Source organism: Acidimicrobiales bacterium (genome assembly GCA_035316325.1).
GTDB lineage: Bacteria > Actinomycetota > Acidimicrobiia > Acidimicrobiales > VFJN01 > DASXTK01.
In genome coordinates, this window is sequence record DATHJB010000067.1 from 1 (window position 1) to 14,697 (window position 14,697).

Genomic DNA, 14,697 nt, shown 5'->3' on the forward strand with positions numbered 1-14,697 from the left:
CCGATCGCCACGGCGTCTGGCGTCGCTTGGGCAGCCGCCGCCAGGTGGGGCCGCCCGACCTGGTGGTGTGGCGCGTCGAGTTCCACCGCCTCGCCCCCGAGCCCGGCACCGTGCCGCTCCCGCAGCAGGACGACCTGGGCCCCGACGACGTCGCCGAGCTCGACCGCCGCCTCGACCGCCTCGACGCCGTGAGCACCCACGGCCCGTGGACCCGCCCGACCCTGCACCTCATCGCCCAGCGCCCGGCCGTCGTGTCGAGCCGGCTGGCCGAGACCCTGGGCCGCGACCGACCGTCGTTCAAGATCGACGTCCGGAAGCTCAAGCGCCTCGGGCTCACCGAGAGCCTCGAGGTCGGCTACCGCCTGTCGCCCCGGGGCGACGCCTACCTGAAGCTCAGTCCGTCCTGAAGCTCAGTCCGTGACCCAGGCGGTGCGCTCGTCGAGCACCTGCTTCAGCACGTCGGGAGCGTCGGTCATGATGCCGTCGACGCCGAGGTCGAGGAGGGCGACCATCTCTTCGGGTTCGTTGATCGTCCACACGTGCACCTGGATGCCCCGGCTGTGGGCGGCCTCCAGGAAGCGGGCCGTCACCAGCGGCACCGGCCCCCGCTTCACCGGCACCTGAGCGCACGCGGCGGTGAAGCGCCCCGCCGGCAGCCCCCGGGAGGCGGCGATCAGCCGGGCCACCTGGCGCGGCCCCATCGACGTGCAGATCCGGTCGCCGAGCAGCGCCCGGATCTGGGCCAGCCGCCGGTCGGAGAACGACCCGATGCAGACCCGGTCGACGGCGTCGGTGCGGCGGATGGCGTCGGCCAGCGGCTCGACGGCGGCGTCGTGCTTGGGGTCGATGTTCACCCGCACGTCGGGGTGCAGGCCGAGCAGGTCCTCCAGCAGGGGCACGGGCTCGGTGCCGCCCACCCGGGCCTTGCGGACCTCGGCCCACGGCATCTCGCCGATGACGCCGCTGCGGTCGGTCACCCGGTCGAGCGTGTCGTCGTGCAGCGCCACGAGCACGCCGTCGGCCGTGACGTGGGCGTCGGTCTCGATGTAGCGGTAGCCCATCTCGATGGCGGCCTCGAACGCCGACATGGTGTTCTCGCCCGGTCCACCCGACCGGTGGGCGCCCTGATGCGCGAAGGGGATCGGGCCGGGCCAGTCGAGGAACGGAAAGTTCGCCATGTGCAATCGGACCGTAGCCGTCTCGCAACACTCGGGTGCCTGCATCCAGTGACGTAGTTCGAGTATCTGGAAAGTCGCGACGCGCCGGGGGGCGGGGTGGCGAACCTGGCCCTCGTTTGGGAGGGTTGACGAGTGGACGAGCCCACCCGGTTCTGGTCGTTGGACGAGGCGAACGGTGCGCTCCGTTGGGTCGGTGACGTGGTCGAGCGGGCGCAGGACCTGCTCGCCGAGTACCGGGCGCAGACGTCGACCAGCGTGCGCATGGTGCGCCAGAACGGCCACGGCGTGGTGCCCGCCGACCCGCTGCCCATCAAGGCCTGCATCGACGAGCTGGCCAAGGAGGGCGTCGTGCTGCGCGACATCGAGCGGGGCCTGATCGACTTCCCCGCCCGCGCTCCGGACGGGCGCTGGTACTGGCTGTGCTGGCTGCCGGGCGAGGACGAGATCGGCTGGTGGCACTGGCCCGACGACGGCTTCGCCGGGCGCGCGTCCATCACCGACCGTCCTGCCTGACCCCTCCTGGCCGACAGCGCGAACTGCTCACGACACGCCGTATTCACACGTTCGTCGGGAGACAGCACGCGTAATCCCGATACCGTGGCGCCAGTGGACGTGACCGACCGGTTCGCGGAACTGGTGCGTGGGCCGGAGGAGCACTGTCGGCTCGACCTTGGGGCGCTGCTCATCGCCGCCCATGCCCGACGGGACCTCGACGTCGAGGAAAACCTGACCCGCCTCGACAAGCTGGCGAGCGGCTGCCCGGAGCCCACGCTCGACGGCGTGACCAGCCATCTCTTCCAGGGCGAGGGCTTCCAGGGCGACACCGACGAGTACAGCCACCCGCGCAACTCGCTGCTCGACTCCGTGCTCGACCGCAAGCGCGGCATCCCCATCACCCTGTCGGTGGTGGTGCTGGAGGTGGCCCGCCGGCTCGACGTGCCGTTGGAGGGCGTGGGGATGCCCGGCCACTTCCTGGTGCGCGACAAGGTCGATCCGTCGCTCTACGTCGACCCGTTCTGGCGGGTGCAGCTCGACCGGGCGGGTTGCGAGAAGCTGTTCCGGGCCCTGCACGGCGAGAAGGCCCGCCTCGAGGAGCGCTTCCTGGAGACCGTCGGCAACCGGGCGATCCTGGCCCGGATGCTCACCAACCTGCGGCGCTCGTTCGCGGGGGTGGGCGACCGCACCGGGGCGCTGTGGGCGCAGTGCCTGCGGGTGCTGGTGCCGGGGGCGACGGCGGAGGACCGGCGGGAGCTGGCCGCGCTGCTGGCCGCCAACGGCCGCTTCGACGCCGCCGCCGAGGAGCTCGACGCCATCGCCGACGACGGCTGGGGCAGCGACAGCGACCGCGTCGCCGCCCGCGCCATGCGCGCCAAGCTCAACTAGCCCCGGCGTCCCACCCGAAACTTCGACAGGGGTGGCGCCATAGCGACCATCGCTGTCGAGATTTCGCCCTCGGTGGTGACTTGACCCGCCGGTCAAGTACCGTGCCGGCATGACGCTCACCGCCCCGACGGACCGGGCGCCAGGGGGAGCCGGGGACGACGAGGCCCGGGTGCTCGACCTCTGTCGCCAGTTGCTCGACGAGCTCCCGCCCGCCTCGACCGACCGGGTCGAGTTCCTGGGCCGGCAGTTCGACCTCGGCCTCGCCTGGGTCCACTTCCCCGAGGGCGACGGCGGGCTGGGCCTGTCGCCGAGGCTGCAGCGGTTGGTCAACGAGACGCTGTGGGCGCAGGGCGCGCCGGCCGCCAGCGGCCGGAACCCGATCGGCCACGGCATGGGCGCCCCGACGGTGGCGACCCACGGCAGCGAGGCCCAGCGCCGGCGCTACCTGCGCCCGCTGTTCACCGGTGAGGAGATCTGGTGCCAGCTCTTCAGCGAGCCGGGGGCCGGGTCCGACGTGGCCGGGCTCTCCAGCAAGGCCGTGCGCGACGGCGACGAGTGGATCCTCAACGGACAGAAGGTGTGGACCACGCTGGCCCACGTGAGCCGCTGGGGGATGATCGTCGCCCGCTCCGACCCGCAGCAGCCCAAGCACAAGGGGCTCACGTACTTCGTGGTCGACATGCACGCCCCGGGCGTCGAGGTGCGGCCGCTCTACCAGCTCACCGGTGAGGCCGAGTTCAACGAGGTGTACTTCACCGACGTCCGCATCCCCGACGCCGAGCGCCTCGGCGAGGTGGGGGAGGGCTGGCGGGTGTCGCTCACCACGCTGATGAACGAGCGGGTGGCGATCGGCGGCCAGATCCCCCGCCGCGGCGCGGGCTTCGTCGGCGAGCTGACGAAGATCTGGCGCGAGCGCCGGGCGCCGGGCACCCCCGGCCGGGCCGAGGACCTCGACACGTTCATGCGGCTGTGGATCCGGGCCGAGGTGTCGCGGCTCACCAACATCCGGGGCGGCCAGGCCCGGGCGAAGGGCACGCCGGGGCCCGAGGGGTCGATCGGCAAGCTCGCCATGGCCGAGCTCCACAAGGACATCGCGTCGTTCGCGGTGACGCTGCTGGGGGCCGACGGGATGCTGTTCCCCGACGGCTACCCGCACGAGCGCCCGGCGGCGACGGCCCTGTGGCGCAACGCCCAGCAGGCGTTCCTGCGGTCGCGGGCCAACTCGATCGAGGGCGGCACGACCGAGATCATGAAGAACATCCTCGCCGAGCGCGTGCTGGGCCTCCCGGGCGACGTCCGGGTCGACAAGGACCGCCCCTGGCTCGACGTCCCCCGCTCCTGAGCGCCCCGACCGCGCCGCGGCGGGTGGCGGTTAACCTCGGCGCGATGGCGCTGGCCGCGGGGGGAGGGGTGCGGCGGGGTCGACCCCCGGCGCAGAGCAGCGAGGACACGTTCGAGCGGATCCTGCGGGCGTCCCGGCAGTGCTTCAGCCGCAGCGGCTACGACCGCACGTCGATCGCCGACATCGCCAAGGAGGCGGGGGTCACCCCGCGGGCGCTGTACCACTACGTCGCCTCCAAGCGCGACCTGTTCGCGGCGGCGGCCGACGCGGCGCTGCGGCGCTTCGGTGCCGAGGTGACGGCCCGGGTGCTGGTGCACGACGACGCCCGCTCGCGGCTGCGGGCCTACATCGACGTGTTCCGGGCGCTGCACCGGGAGGACCCGAGCCTGGTGGCGTTCGTGAGCCTGTCGGCGTTGGAGTCGCGCTGGAACCCCGACCTGCCCGACCCGCTCGACGACGTGATGGACCAGCTCGTGCTGGCCAACCGCTGGCTGATCGACGAGGCGATCGAGCACGGCGAGCTGGCCGACGGCATCGACCCCGCGGGCGCCACCGCCCTGCTGGAGGTCTTCGGCGCCGGCCTGACGTTGCTGGCGGGCGGCGACCGCGACGCCGACTACCCCGCGATGCTCGACGTGATGGAACGCCTCCTCGACGGCGACCTCTTCCGCCCGTAGCTGGCGGCAGCAGCAACGGCGAACGTCTCACCGAAATCTCGACAGGAATGGTCGCTATAGCGCCAACTGCGTCGAAATTTCGGTTACGTCGGGCCGAGTTGGGCCTGGAGGAGCTCGATCTGGTCGGTGAGGAGGGTCTCGAGAAGGGTCCAGCGGTCGAGGAGGGTGGGGGCGGCGAGGAGCTGCTGGCGGTCGGCGGGGCCGAGGGGTGCCGCGAGGATCGCCTGGTAGCCGGCGACGACGGGGTTGTCGCTGAGCTCCAGGTCGAGCGGGGCGGCGGGCCGGCCGAGCTCCAGGGACAGGGCCGCCGCCCGTCGCAGCAGGGGCAGCACCGCGTCGTTCGCCGCGCCGGGCTCGTCGGGCCACGCCGAGGTCTCGGCCCGGGGGTAGGGGTCGTCGGGCAGCCAGCGGTCGACCCGGATGCGCCCGACGCCGGCGGCGACCACGGCCCAGCGCCCGTCGGGCTGCTCCTCGGCACGCACGACGCGGGCGAGGGTCCCCACGTCGGTCCGCACGTCGCCGCCGCCGACCTCGGACCCCCGCTCGATCAGCACCACCCCGAAGGTCTGGTCGCCGGCCATGACGTGCTGCAGCATCTCCCGGTACCGCGGCTCGAACACCTGCAGCGGCAGGACCATCCCCGGCACCACCACCGTCCCCAGCGGAAACATCGGAGTGACCGTCACCCCCGCACCATCGCACACGCCGGCCGCCGATCGCCTAAATTCCTCCGGTAGGGAATTAAGGGGGGATGATGCGCAAGCTTCTGGGGATCATGGTGGCGGTCGCGCTGGTGGCCGCCGGCTGTTCAGACGACGACGGCGGCGGCGGTGACGACGCCGGCTCGACCGACGCGTTGCAGGTGGAGGTGGTGTCGTCACAACCGGAGTACGTGACCGGCGGCGACGCCCTGGTCGCGGTCACGGCCGACGACGGCGTCCTCGACGGCGTGACCGTCACGGTCGACGGCGAGGACGTGACCGACGCCTTCGCAGAGGAATCGGGACGGCTCGTGGGCCTGGTCGAAGGGCTCGCCGACGGTGACAACGCGGTCGAGGCCCGCCGGGGCGACGACCGCGGCGAGGCGACCCTGGTGAACCACTCCGACCAGGGCCCGGTGTTCTCCGGCGAGCCACTGGAGCTGGTGAGCTGCACGACCGACACGTTCGGGCTCGAGGCGTCGACACCCGCCGACGGCTGCTTCGCCCCCACCAAGGTGACCTGGGAGTACGTCGACGCGGCGGGGGAGCGGCACCCGCTGGCCGACCCGGAGGCCGCGCCCGCCGACGTCCAGACCGTGGAGGTCGCCGGCGAGTCCATGCCGTTCGTGATCCGCATCGAGACGGGCGTGCTGAACCGGTCCGTCTTCCGGATCGACAAGCTCGAAGGCGCCTGGAACGAGCGGCTCGTCTACCGCTTCGGCGGCGGCTGCGGCACCACGTTCAGCCAGGGGTTCATGGGCACCGGCCCGGCCTCGCAGGAGCTGCTCCAGCTCGGCTACGCCACCGCCACGGCCACCTTCAACACCTACCAGGTGCTGTGCAACGACGTGATCTCGGCGGAGACGGCGTCGATGGTGAAGGAGCACTTCACCGAGGCCTACGGCGAGCCCGCGTTCACGATCGGCGAGGGCGGCTCCGGCGGCGCCATCCAGCAGATCCTGCTGGCCCAGAACTACCCGGGCCTGCTCGACGCCATCGCCCCCAGCGTCCCCTTCCCGGACGCCTTCTCGATCTCACCCGGCGTGTTCGACTGCGCCCTGCTCGGCGACTACTACGCCTCGCCCGAGGGCGGGCAGCTGAGCGACGAGCAGCGCCAGGCGGTCAACGGCCACGCCACCACCGGCAGCTGCGACCTGTGGGCCCGCACGTTCGCCCAGGGGATCGACCCGGCCGCCGGCTGCCGGCTCGACCTGGCGGCGGCGTTCGTCGGCGCGGGCGACGCGGCCGGCCCGGGGCCCGGCGGCATCCCCGCCGAGGTCATCTACGACGCCGACACCAACCCCGACGGCCTGCGCTGCACGGTGTGGGAGACCAACGTGGCGCTCGTGGGGCGCGACCCCGACACCGGCTTCGCCAACTCGGGCTACGACAACCGCGGCGTGCAGTACGGCCTCGACGCCCTGAACGCCGGGGTCATCACCCCGGCCCAGTTCCTCGACCTCAACGAGCGGGTCGGCGGCTTCGACATCGACGGCCAGCCGCAGCCCGAGCGCTCCGCGGTGGACCCGGACATGATGGCCCTCGCCTTCACCACCGGCCGGGTGTCGGGGCCGTGGGGTGGCCTGCCGGACACGCCGATCATCCTGATCAACGTGTTCACCGACGAGATGGGCGACATCCACGACCGGGTGCGGTCGTTCTCCCTGCTCGACCGCCTGTCGGGCGACGACGGCGAGACGCCGGCGACCGTGTCGCTGTGGACGCTGGAGGCCGGGTCGGGCGGCCTGGTCGAGACGCTCACCGGCGCCATCGGCGACCGCGCCACCCAGCCGACGCTCGCCCTCGACACCTGGCTCACCGACGCCACCGCCTACCAGGACGACCACCCGGACGCCGAGTGGCGGGAGGCGCTGGCGGAGGCCAAGCCCGAGGCCGCCGAGTCGCGCTGCTTCGTCGACGAGGAGGAGCACGTCGTGGCGCCCGACGACGAGGTCTGCGCCGAGGCGTTCCCCATCAGCGAGGAGCCCCGGATGGCGGCGGGCGGCCCCCGGTCGGGTGACGTCCTGAAGTGCCAGCTGGTCCCCGTCGACGAGGCCGAGGACCAGTACGAGGTCGACCTCTCCGCCGCCGATCTCGACCGCCTCGCCGAGATCTTCCCCGACGGCGTCTGCGACTGGACGCAACGCTCCGTCGGCTATCAGGAACCCGACGGCACCTGGCAGTCCTTCAACGACGAGTAGGACCTACAGCTCCACCAGCGGGACGTCGGCCACCCGGAGGTGGCCGGTCTCGTTGACCGCGTCGATCGTGCGACGGCCGTCGCTCGAGGCCAGGACGCGGCTGATACTGGTGTAGTGGGGGAGGAAGAACAGGGCCTGCTCGGCCTTCAGCACCCACGACAGGTACACGTTCACCACGCCGCCGTGGCACACCACCGCCACGTTCCCGGAGCCGTGGGCCGACACGATGCGCTCGATCGCGTCGACCACCCGCTGCTGGAACTCCGGGATGTCGTCGGGGAGCTCCATCCAGCGGGGGTCGCCGGCCGCCTTCAGCTCCTCGATGGGGATGTACGACGCCGCCCCCGCGTCGTATTCGGCGATGTCGGGCTCGGCCGTCACCTTGAGGCCCAGCCGGTCGGCCAGCGGTGCCGCCGTCTCCCGGGCGCGGCGCATCGGGCTGCTGTAGATCGCGTCGAACGACTCGGTCCCCAGCCAGTCGGCGAGGGCCTCGGCCTGCCGCTGCCCGACCGCGGAGAGCCCCGGGTCGGCCGGTCCGTCGGAGCCGTCGTCACGGCTGGGGCGGGCATGGCGGATCAGCACGAGTTCCATTGTGATGGCGAGCCTAAGCCAGCCCCGAGACGCCGCCCTAGCGCGAACCGTGCGCGAAATGACGTACACGGGCATGTGAAAGGTACGAAAGCCTGTCCATTCGGCAGGAGCAGGGTGGATAGCGTGACGAGAAGTGAAAGACCTCCCCCCGAGGAGCGCCGCACGGCGCACCAAGATCGTCGCCACGCTGGGCCCGGCATCCGACAGCCCCAGCGTGCTCGACCAACTGCTCGACGCCGGCATGGACGTGGCCCGATTCGGCCTCGCCCACGGCACCCCTGAAGGCCACGTCAAGCGCATCGCCGAGGTACGGGCACGTGCCACCCGCCGCGGTCGAGCCGTCAGCATCCTCGCCGACCTCCCCGGCCCCAAGGTGCGCACCGGCCAGTTCCCCGACGGCGGGCTGTTCCTCGCCGAGGGCGACCGGCTCAGCATCTGCACCGGCGACGGCCCCAGCAGCAGCGAGATCATCACCGTCGACGAGTCGATGCTCACCCAGGTCGTGGCCCCCGGCGACACCATCGTCCTGGGCGACGGCACCGTCACGCTGCAGGCGCTCGAGGTGAACGAGACCTGCGTGAGCGCCGCGGTGCGCAGCGGCGGTCGCCTGCAGGGTCGCCCCGGCTGCCACCTGCCGTCCGACCGCTGGCAGCCGCCGGTGCCCACCGACCAGGACCTCGAGCTGATCCACCGGGTGGCCCACCACGCCGACTGGGTGGCCGTGTCGTTCGTGCGGCGGGCCGACGAGCTGGTGAAGGTCCGTGAGGCCATCGGCGACGGCGGCCCCCGCCTGATCGCCAAGATCGAGACCCGGGCGGCGGTCGACCACCTCGACGAGCTGCTGGCGGTGTCCGACGGCGTGATGGTGGCCCGCGGCGACCTGGGCATCGACTGTCCCATCGAGGACGTCCCCTACCTGCAGAAGCGCATCATCGGCGCGTGCGTCGACCGGGGCATCCCGGTGATCACCGCCACCCAGATGCTGGAGTCGATGATCACCGCGCCCACGCCCACCCGGGCCGAGGCGTCCGACGTGGCCAACGCGGTCTACGACGGCACCGACGCGGTGATGCTGTCCGCCGAGACCGCCATCGGCCACGACCCGGTGCTGGCCGTCCGCACGATGGCCCGGATCGCCGAGCGGGCCGAGCGGGCCGGCGACTTCAACGACCGGGCCGTGCCGCTCAGCCGCGTCCGCCGCAGCCCGCAGCCGGCACCGGCCCGCAGCACCGCCGCCGCCGTCACGGTGGCGATGACCCGGGCCGCCGGCCAGGCCGCCGCCGAGCTCGACCTCGACGCCATCGTCTGCTGCAGCCGGTCGGGTCGTACCGTGCGGGCCATGGCCGGGCTGCGGCCCCGCTGCCCGCTGATCGGCGCCAGCCCGTCGGCCACCACCGTGAAGCAGCTCGCCCTCTCGTGGGGCGTGGAACCCCTGGTGGTGGGGGAGTACACCACCACCGACGAGATGGTCTGGTGCGTGGTGGAGGCGTCGGTCGAGGCGGGCCTCGTCCGCCACGGGTCGACCGTCGCCGTGCTGGCGGGCGCCCCCGACTCGCCCACGAATGCCACCGACGTCCTGCGCATCGTCACCGTCAGGTGAGCATCTCCAGGCCGTATGGCGACGAAACCGTCTAAACCGAAACGCGTGGGCAAGGGCCGGATGAAGACCTCGGAGGGTGATCCAGGCCCGGGTGGGGGCGGCGGTAGCCTCCGGGCCATGGCAACGCTCCGTGACTTCAGCTTCCGGCGGAGGCGGGACGGCGAGCGGCCGAAGCAGCAGGTGGCGTTCGTGCTGTCGGGCGGCGGCAACCTGGGCGCCGTGCAGGTGGGCATGCTCCGGGCCCTGCTCGAGCACCAGATCGCGCCCGACCTGATCGTGGGCTGCTCGGTGGGCGCGCTCAACGGCGCGGCCCTGGCCGACGCGCCGACGCTGGAGGGCGTCGAGCGGCTGGAGCAGAAGTGGCGCAGCGTGGAGGGCAACGACCTGATGCCCCGCAACCTGCTGCCCAACGCCGTCGCGCTGGCCCGCCGGGGCGAGGCCATCCACGAGAACGACGGCCTGCGCAACCTGATCGACCAGTCGATGCGCGCCCGCGACTTCGACGAGCTCAAGGTGCCGTTCCAGTGCGTCGCCACCGACGTGATGGGCGTGCGCGAGGTGTGGTTCGACCACGGACCGCTGATCGACGCGGTGCTGGCGTCGTCGGCCATGCCGGCGTTGTACCCGTCGGTCGAGATCGACGGCGTGAAGTACCTCGACGGGGCCATCGTCAACGACGTGCCGCTGTCGCGGGCCGTCGAGCTGGGCGCCACCACCCTGTACATCCTGCAGGTGGGGTCGTTCTCCCGGCCCCGGTCGCAGCCCCGCCGCCCGCTCGACGTGGCGGTGCAGGCCTACTGGATCGCCCGCCACCACCGCTACAAGCGCGACCTCGAGTCGCTGCCCGAGGGCGTCACCGCCCACGTGCTGCCCCACGGCCAGCCGCCGCTGATGCGCTACAACGACTTCACCCGCACGCCCGAGCTGATCACCACCGCCTATGAGGCGTCGAGCGCCTACCTCGACGACGACGCCGCCCACACCGCGGCCGCCGAGAACGAGGGCCGCCAGGCCAGCTCCGGCGACGGTGTCTTCGCCTTCTAGGCCCGTCCTTCCAGGCCCGCCCCCGTAGGCTCACCTCGATGGCCGACCGACATGTGAGCTTCACGCCCAGCGGGCCCCCGGAGACGGTGCTCGACCCCGAGCCCGAGGATGCCCGGGCGGCGCTCGCCAAGGCCATCGCCGAGGGCGACCGGGAGGCCGTGGCGGCGGTGGTGGCCAGCTGGCCCCGCTACCTCGACGCCTGGGCGCGGCTCGGGTCGCTGGGGCGCGATGCCGTCGAGCGCTACGCCTACTACCGCATCGGCTACCACCGGGGCCTCGACCGGCTGCGGGCCAGCGGCTGGCGCGGCTCGGGCTACGTCCGCTGGCAGCACGACGAGAACCGGGGCTTCCTGCGGGCGCTCGACGGGCTGCACCGGGCCGCCGACGAGATCGGCGAGACCGACGAGGCCGAGCGTTGCGCCACCTTCCTCCAGCAGCTCGACCCGGCCTGGCCGCCCGCCTCGCTCGACTGACCTCGGCCCGTCGCGGCGGCGCCCGGCGACCGTTTCGGTGCGTGGACGCCGCACCGTGGCCGTGGCCGGAGCCGACGAGCGGCTAGGACGATTGGAGCCAGTCGGACATGGCCGTGGTCTCGTTCTCGGCCAGCTCGATCAGCTTGAACGCCGGGCCGTAGAGCACCCGCAGCTTCTGGACGCGGGAGGCGTCGTCGGGCTCGGCGTCGCCGACGGCGACCACGTGGAAGTCGATGCCGTCGCCGTTCCGGGTGCGGGTGACCTCGAACTGGATCTCCAGCTCGACCTCCCGCAGCTCGAGCACCGGGTCTTCCGCCCGGTCGATGCGGCTGGCGTCGGCCTTCTCCAGTTCGGTGCGGACGGCGGAGATCAGTTCGGCGAGGCCGATGCTCGCTTCCGATCGGGGTTCGTCGGTCATGGCCATCCCCCGGGCGTCGTTACTCCTGCGAGCGTACGCCCTCCCGTGCCCGACCTGCCCCCGAAACCCGGCGCCCGACCGGGATTTCGGGGGCAGGTCGCCAGGATCAGCCGGGGCAGGCGCCCGTGGCGTCCTTCACGACGCCCACGGCGATGCCGCACACCGTTATCGGGCCGTCGGATGTGACAGACAGGACGGAGTCCTGGCCGCTTGGGGCGGCGGCGGGGTGGTTGGTGGGATTCAGCGTCCCGACCCCGGGAACGTCCAGGCCGAGGGCGGGACCGGCGGGCGCCGCGGGCCCCTCGGGGCAGGCACCGACCGCGTCGCCGAGCAGAGCGACGGCGAGGCCGCAGACGGTGATCGGACCTGCAGCATCGGCTGCGACCAGGTCGTCGGCGGCCGCCACGCCAGCGGTCGCAGCGGTCGCCGTGTCGGACGTCGTCGCCAGGTCGTCGCGTTCCTCGGCCGCCGTCTGGAGAGCGTCGGCCAGGTCGTCATGGCCGGCGGTGCGCAGGGCGGCGACGAGGTCGGCGAGGGCCTCCGCCGACCGGTCGGCCGACGCGTCGGCGGTGGTTGCTGCGGTTGCGCCATGGGCACCTCCACTCGGGGCCGCCGCCGGACATGCAGCGGTGGCATCGCCGAGCAGCGAGATGCCGATACCGCACACGAGCACGGGCAGGTCCAGGTCGAGGTCGAGGGGCAGCGGCCCCTCGGCAGGCGCCGCGGGTGCGGCGGGTGCGGCCTGGGCGCCGCTGACGCAGGTGAGCAGGAGCCCGGCCGTGACGCTGGCGGTCACGGCGAGCTTGGCTACGAGGTTGTTCATCGATCTCTCCCGGTAGGTCGTCGTCTGGCTGGTGGGTCAGGCGGACGACGGGTTAGTCCGGGGTCGTGGGTGGGCGGCTGGCCGGGCGGTCCTCCGGCGCTTCGACGGCAGCGCCGAGTTGCGCTGCCGTCGAGGCCGCGACGAGCGCGGCTCGAGCGCCGGGGGTGCCTGTGACTTGTGGCCCGCGATCGGTGCGCGGCCCGGGGCCGCAGGGGACCGCGTCGGCCGAGCCCGACGGCGGCCGGTGCGGGGACGGCGTCGGCGTCGGCTCGCTGCGGTCCGCCCGGAGCGTGGGGGCGGCGTGACGGGTGGTCACCCCAGCGGCGGGCGTGGACGCAGGACCGGGTGGCAGGGGAGCCACCGGATCGAGCGCCCACGCCCGCTCGTCGTGCCGCCCGGGTCCTGCAGCAGCCTGCACGACCGGTGGACGCCGTGGGGCACGACGCGCCGCGACCGTCCGCACAAGGGGACGGGCGGCGGGAACGGACGGGGGTTCGGGTGCGATCGCCGGAGCCGTCGGGACCGGGGCGGGAGCTTCCGGCTCGAACACCGGCGGGAGGAGGGTCTGGAGTGGCTCGACGACCGGATCGACGATCGGCGTCAGCACGTCGTCGACGAGCTCGGTGGTGGCGGGGACGAGCTGCAGCACGTCGTCGACGACGTCGGCGAGCCCGGCCGGTCGGGTGGTCGCAGGTTCCGTGGGCTCGTCGGCCGCTGTCGGCTCCGCCAGCCAGAACCAGACCGCGACCGCCACCGCTGCGGCGACGAGGAGCCGGGTCGACCGCCACAACGACGACGCCGGAAGCGCCGCCGCCCTGACGGTGCACTCACGGTCCTCATGCCGCATGGCCGCCAATATCGGCCCGCTGGGAACCCCTGTCAACCCGTTGAGTGGCGAAATTCCCACGTTTAGTGGTAGGGGCGTCGGGGGACTGACGGACCCCTCGGCGCTACCCGCTGCGGGACAACACGGGCGACGCAGCGCTGCTGCTCGACTCCCGGGGCAACGCCGTATCGGTCTTCGACGTCCTCCCCGCCCACTTCATCAGCGGGCGTTCGAGGACGTAGAAGCTGGCCGCACCGAACGCCAGCGCCACGGCGGCCCGCGCGCCCATGGCCACTGCCGACGACGTGGGGGAGCCCTCGTGCCACGGGCCCGGCAGGTCGGCCAGCACGTCGAGGTGCCACAGGTAGATGCCGTAGCTCACCACGCCGACCGTCACCAGCGGCCGCCACGACAGCAGCCGCGGCACGAGCCCGACGGTCGCGCCGCCGAGCACCACGGGCGTCACCAGCAGCGCGGCCGCCAGCAGCTTGAGGGCGTGGCGGACGAGCATGTCGCCGGGCTCGTAGTCGAAGCCCTGCTGAAGGTACGACAGCACCACCAACGTGGCGCACGCCCCGATCCAGCACAGCTCGGTGGTGGGGACGCGGGCCGGTCGGCGCCGTTGCAGCCAGGCGGGGCGGCCGTCGACGGTGACGACGGCGAGCAGCATCCCCCAGCCGAGGCCGACGAGGTGCGGAGGCAGCACGGCGAAGGGCACGGGCAGCGGATTCTCTGCGGCGATCACCGCGGCGGCGGTGCCGGCGGCGAGCAGTACGGCGACACCGGCCAGCTCCTGCCGGCGCCCGTCGAGGCCGCCCGCCCGGGCCAGGCGCCGCATCGCCCACGCCCACGCCGGCACGAACGCGTAGAACGACACCTCCACCACCAGCGTCCACGACTGCCCCAGGCCCGCGGGGAGGAACAGGGACGCGTCGTCGCGGGGGAAGTAGCCCTGTGTGAGCGTGAGGTGCTGCACGAGCTGGGCGGTGTCGTCGAAGTGGATCCAGCCGAACAGCAGCAGCCCGCCGACGGCCACCAGGTAGGCGGGGTAGATGCGCACGGCGCGGCGCAGCAGGTAGCCGCGCAGGCGGGGCGGCGGTCGGCCGCGCACGTGGGCCCGGGCGAAGGGGCCGTAGATCAGGTAGCCCGACAGCACGAAGAAGACCTCGACGGCGGCGTCGAGGTGCTGCGCCAGCGGGTAGGCGACGTGCCAGGTCGCGGGCAGCAGGAAGACGCCGTGGTACACGACGATGCCGAGCACGGCCAGCGCCCGCAGCCCGTCCAGCCCGACCGCGCGCGTCCCCGTGTCGACCGCCGCCACTGCCGGCAGCCGCACCTCGACGGCCGCGAGCCGCGGCAGGTCCGCCGTGATGGTCTCGTTCCCCAGCGCTCCTGCCCCCCCACGTCCCCACCAGAGACCGCGCGGTAACATCGTACCCC

The 14,697-nt window shown here is 73.0% G+C and carries 16 protein-coding genes; 9 read left to right on the plus strand and 7 right to left on the minus strand.

What is annotated here, in order from left to right; translation table 11 throughout:
- A partial coding sequence (locus VK611_09090; GenBank protein ID HMG41473.1) for a hypothetical protein occupies positions 1–407 on the plus strand: 407 nt, incomplete at its 5' end.
- 3 nt (positions 408–410) lie between these two features.
- Here the strand turns inward: VK611_09090 and VK611_09095 are convergent.
- A complete protein-coding gene (locus VK611_09095; protein ID HMG41474.1) occupies positions 411–1,178 on the minus strand; it encodes a glycerophosphodiester phosphodiesterase in 768 nt (255 codons plus the stop codon).
- Positions 1,179–1,310: 132 nt separating this feature from the next.
- On the opposite strand from VK611_09095, the gene VK611_09100 reads away from it, so the two are divergent.
- The 4 genes from VK611_09100 to VK611_09115 all read left to right on the plus strand — a co-directional run bounded on the left by VK611_09100 (position 1,311) and on the right by VK611_09115 (position 4,580).
- Positions 1,311–1,691 (plus strand): DUF2203 domain-containing protein, encoded by a 381-nt coding sequence (locus VK611_09100; GenBank protein ID HMG41475.1) that lies wholly within the window; start codon positions 1,311–1,313, stop codon positions 1,689–1,691.
- A gap of 93 nt (positions 1,692–1,784) precedes the next feature.
- The gene (locus VK611_09105; GenBank protein ID HMG41476.1) at positions 1,785–2,561 is read left to right on the plus strand and encodes a transglutaminase-like domain-containing protein; all 777 of its coding nucleotides are present in this window, start codon (positions 1,785–1,787) and stop codon (positions 2,559–2,561) included.
- A gap of 109 nt (positions 2,562–2,670) precedes the next feature.
- Entirely contained in the window at positions 2,671–3,903 is a 1,233-nt protein-coding gene (locus VK611_09110; GenBank protein HMG41477.1) for an acyl-CoA dehydrogenase family protein, read from the plus strand.
- A 44-nt stretch (positions 3,904–3,947) separates the two neighbouring features.
- Positions 3,948–4,580, plus strand: a complete 633-nt coding sequence (locus VK611_09115; protein HMG41478.1) for a TetR/AcrR family transcriptional regulator — start codon at positions 3,948–3,950, stop codon at positions 4,578–4,580.
- An 83-nt stretch (positions 4,581–4,663) separates the two neighbouring features.
- Here the strand turns inward: VK611_09115 and VK611_09120 are convergent, their stop codons facing one another.
- Positions 4,664–5,251, minus strand: coding sequence for an LON peptidase substrate-binding domain-containing protein (locus tag VK611_09120; protein HMG41479.1), 588 nt, complete (start codon positions 5,249–5,251; stop codon positions 4,664–4,666).
- Positions 5,252–5,334: 83 nt separating this feature from the next.
- On the opposite strand from VK611_09120, the gene VK611_09125 reads away from it, so the two are divergent.
- Entirely contained in the window at positions 5,335–7,482 is a 2,148-nt protein-coding gene (locus VK611_09125) for a DUF6351 family protein (GenBank protein ID HMG41480.1), read from the plus strand.
- Between the two features lie 3 nt (positions 7,483–7,485).
- Here the strand turns inward: VK611_09125 and VK611_09130 are convergent, their stop codons facing one another.
- On the minus strand, positions 7,486–8,073 hold the full coding sequence (locus VK611_09130; protein HMG41481.1) for a histidine phosphatase family protein: 588 nt from the start codon (positions 8,071–8,073) through the stop codon (positions 7,486–7,488).
- A 133-nt stretch (positions 8,074–8,206) separates the two neighbouring features.
- Between VK611_09130 and pyk the strand changes: the two genes are divergently transcribed.
- The 3 genes from pyk (at position 8,207) to VK611_09145 (ending at position 11,190) form a co-directional block, all read left to right on the plus strand.
- Positions 8,207–9,673 carry a pyruvate kinase gene (pyk, locus tag VK611_09135; GenBank protein ID HMG41482.1) on the plus strand — a complete coding sequence of 489 codons (1,467 nt, stop codon included), beginning with the start codon at positions 8,207–8,209 and terminating at the stop codon, positions 9,671–9,673.
- 117 nt (positions 9,674–9,790) lie between these two features.
- Positions 9,791–10,717, plus strand: a complete 927-nt coding sequence (locus VK611_09140; protein HMG41483.1) for a patatin-like phospholipase family protein — start codon at positions 9,791–9,793, stop codon at positions 10,715–10,717.
- A 38-nt stretch (positions 10,718–10,755) separates the two neighbouring features.
- Positions 10,756–11,190, plus strand: a complete 435-nt coding sequence (locus VK611_09145; protein ID HMG41484.1) for a DUF3151 family protein — start codon at positions 10,756–10,758, stop codon at positions 11,188–11,190.
- Between the two features lie 82 nt (positions 11,191–11,272).
- On the opposite strand, the gene VK611_09150 is transcribed toward VK611_09145, so the two are convergent.
- From VK611_09150 to VK611_09165, 4 genes are all read right to left on the minus strand, one after another.
- Positions 11,273–11,608, minus strand: a complete 336-nt coding sequence (locus VK611_09150; GenBank protein ID HMG41485.1) for a trypco2 family protein — start codon at positions 11,606–11,608, stop codon at positions 11,273–11,275.
- A gap of 106 nt (positions 11,609–11,714) precedes the next feature.
- The gene (locus VK611_09155; GenBank protein HMG41486.1) at positions 11,715–12,431 is read right to left on the minus strand and encodes a hypothetical protein; all 717 of its coding nucleotides are present in this window, start codon (positions 12,429–12,431) and stop codon (positions 11,715–11,717) included.
- 52 nt (positions 12,432–12,483) lie between these two features.
- Positions 12,484–13,278 (minus strand): hypothetical protein, encoded by a 795-nt coding sequence (locus VK611_09160; GenBank protein HMG41487.1) that lies wholly within the window; start codon positions 13,276–13,278, stop codon positions 12,484–12,486.
- 103 nt (positions 13,279–13,381) lie between these two features.
- Entirely contained in the window at positions 13,382–14,689 is a 1,308-nt protein-coding gene (locus tag VK611_09165) for an acyltransferase (protein HMG41488.1), read from the minus strand.
- Positions 14,690–14,697: the final 8 nt, after the last annotated feature.

What these genes read in the sequence shown, in the direction of transcription:
- VK611_09095 (HMG41474.1), bottom strand. Translation starts at nt 1,178, where the DNA reads ATGGCGAACTTTCCGTTCCTCGACTGGCCCGGCCCGATCCCCTTCGCG.
- VK611_09110 (HMG41477.1), top strand. Translation starts at nt 2,671, where the DNA reads ATGACGCTCACCGCCCCGACGGACCGGGCGCCAGGGGGAGCCGGGGAC.
- VK611_09115 (HMG41478.1), top strand. Translation starts at nt 3,948, where the DNA reads ATGGCGCTGGCCGCGGGGGGAGGGGTGCGGCGGGGTCGACCCCCGGCG.
- VK611_09120 (HMG41479.1), bottom strand. Translation starts at nt 5,251, where the DNA reads ATGTTTCCGCTGGGGACGGTGGTGGTGCCGGGGATGGTCCTGCCGCTG.
- VK611_09125 (HMG41480.1), top strand. Translation starts at nt 5,335, where the DNA reads ATGCGCAAGCTTCTGGGGATCATGGTGGCGGTCGCGCTGGTGGCCGCC.
- VK611_09130 (HMG41481.1), bottom strand. Translation starts at nt 8,073, where the DNA reads ATGGAACTCGTGCTGATCCGCCATGCCCGCCCCAGCCGTGACGACGGC.
- VK611_09140 (HMG41483.1), top strand. Translation starts at nt 9,791, where the DNA reads ATGGCAACGCTCCGTGACTTCAGCTTCCGGCGGAGGCGGGACGGCGAG.
- VK611_09145 (HMG41484.1), top strand. Translation starts at nt 10,756, where the DNA reads ATGGCCGACCGACATGTGAGCTTCACGCCCAGCGGGCCCCCGGAGACG.
- VK611_09150 (HMG41485.1), bottom strand. Translation starts at nt 11,608, where the DNA reads ATGACCGACGAACCCCGATCGGAAGCGAGCATCGGCCTCGCCGAACTG.
- VK611_09155 (HMG41486.1), bottom strand. Translation starts at nt 12,431, where the DNA reads ATGAACAACCTCGTAGCCAAGCTCGCCGTGACCGCCAGCGTCACGGCC.
- VK611_09160 (HMG41487.1), bottom strand. Translation starts at nt 13,278, where the DNA reads ATGCGGCATGAGGACCGTGAGTGCACCGTCAGGGCGGCGGCGCTTCCG.
- VK611_09165 (HMG41488.1), bottom strand. Translation starts at nt 14,689, where the DNA reads ATGTTACCGCGCGGTCTCTGGTGGGGACGTGGGGGGGCAGGAGCGCTG.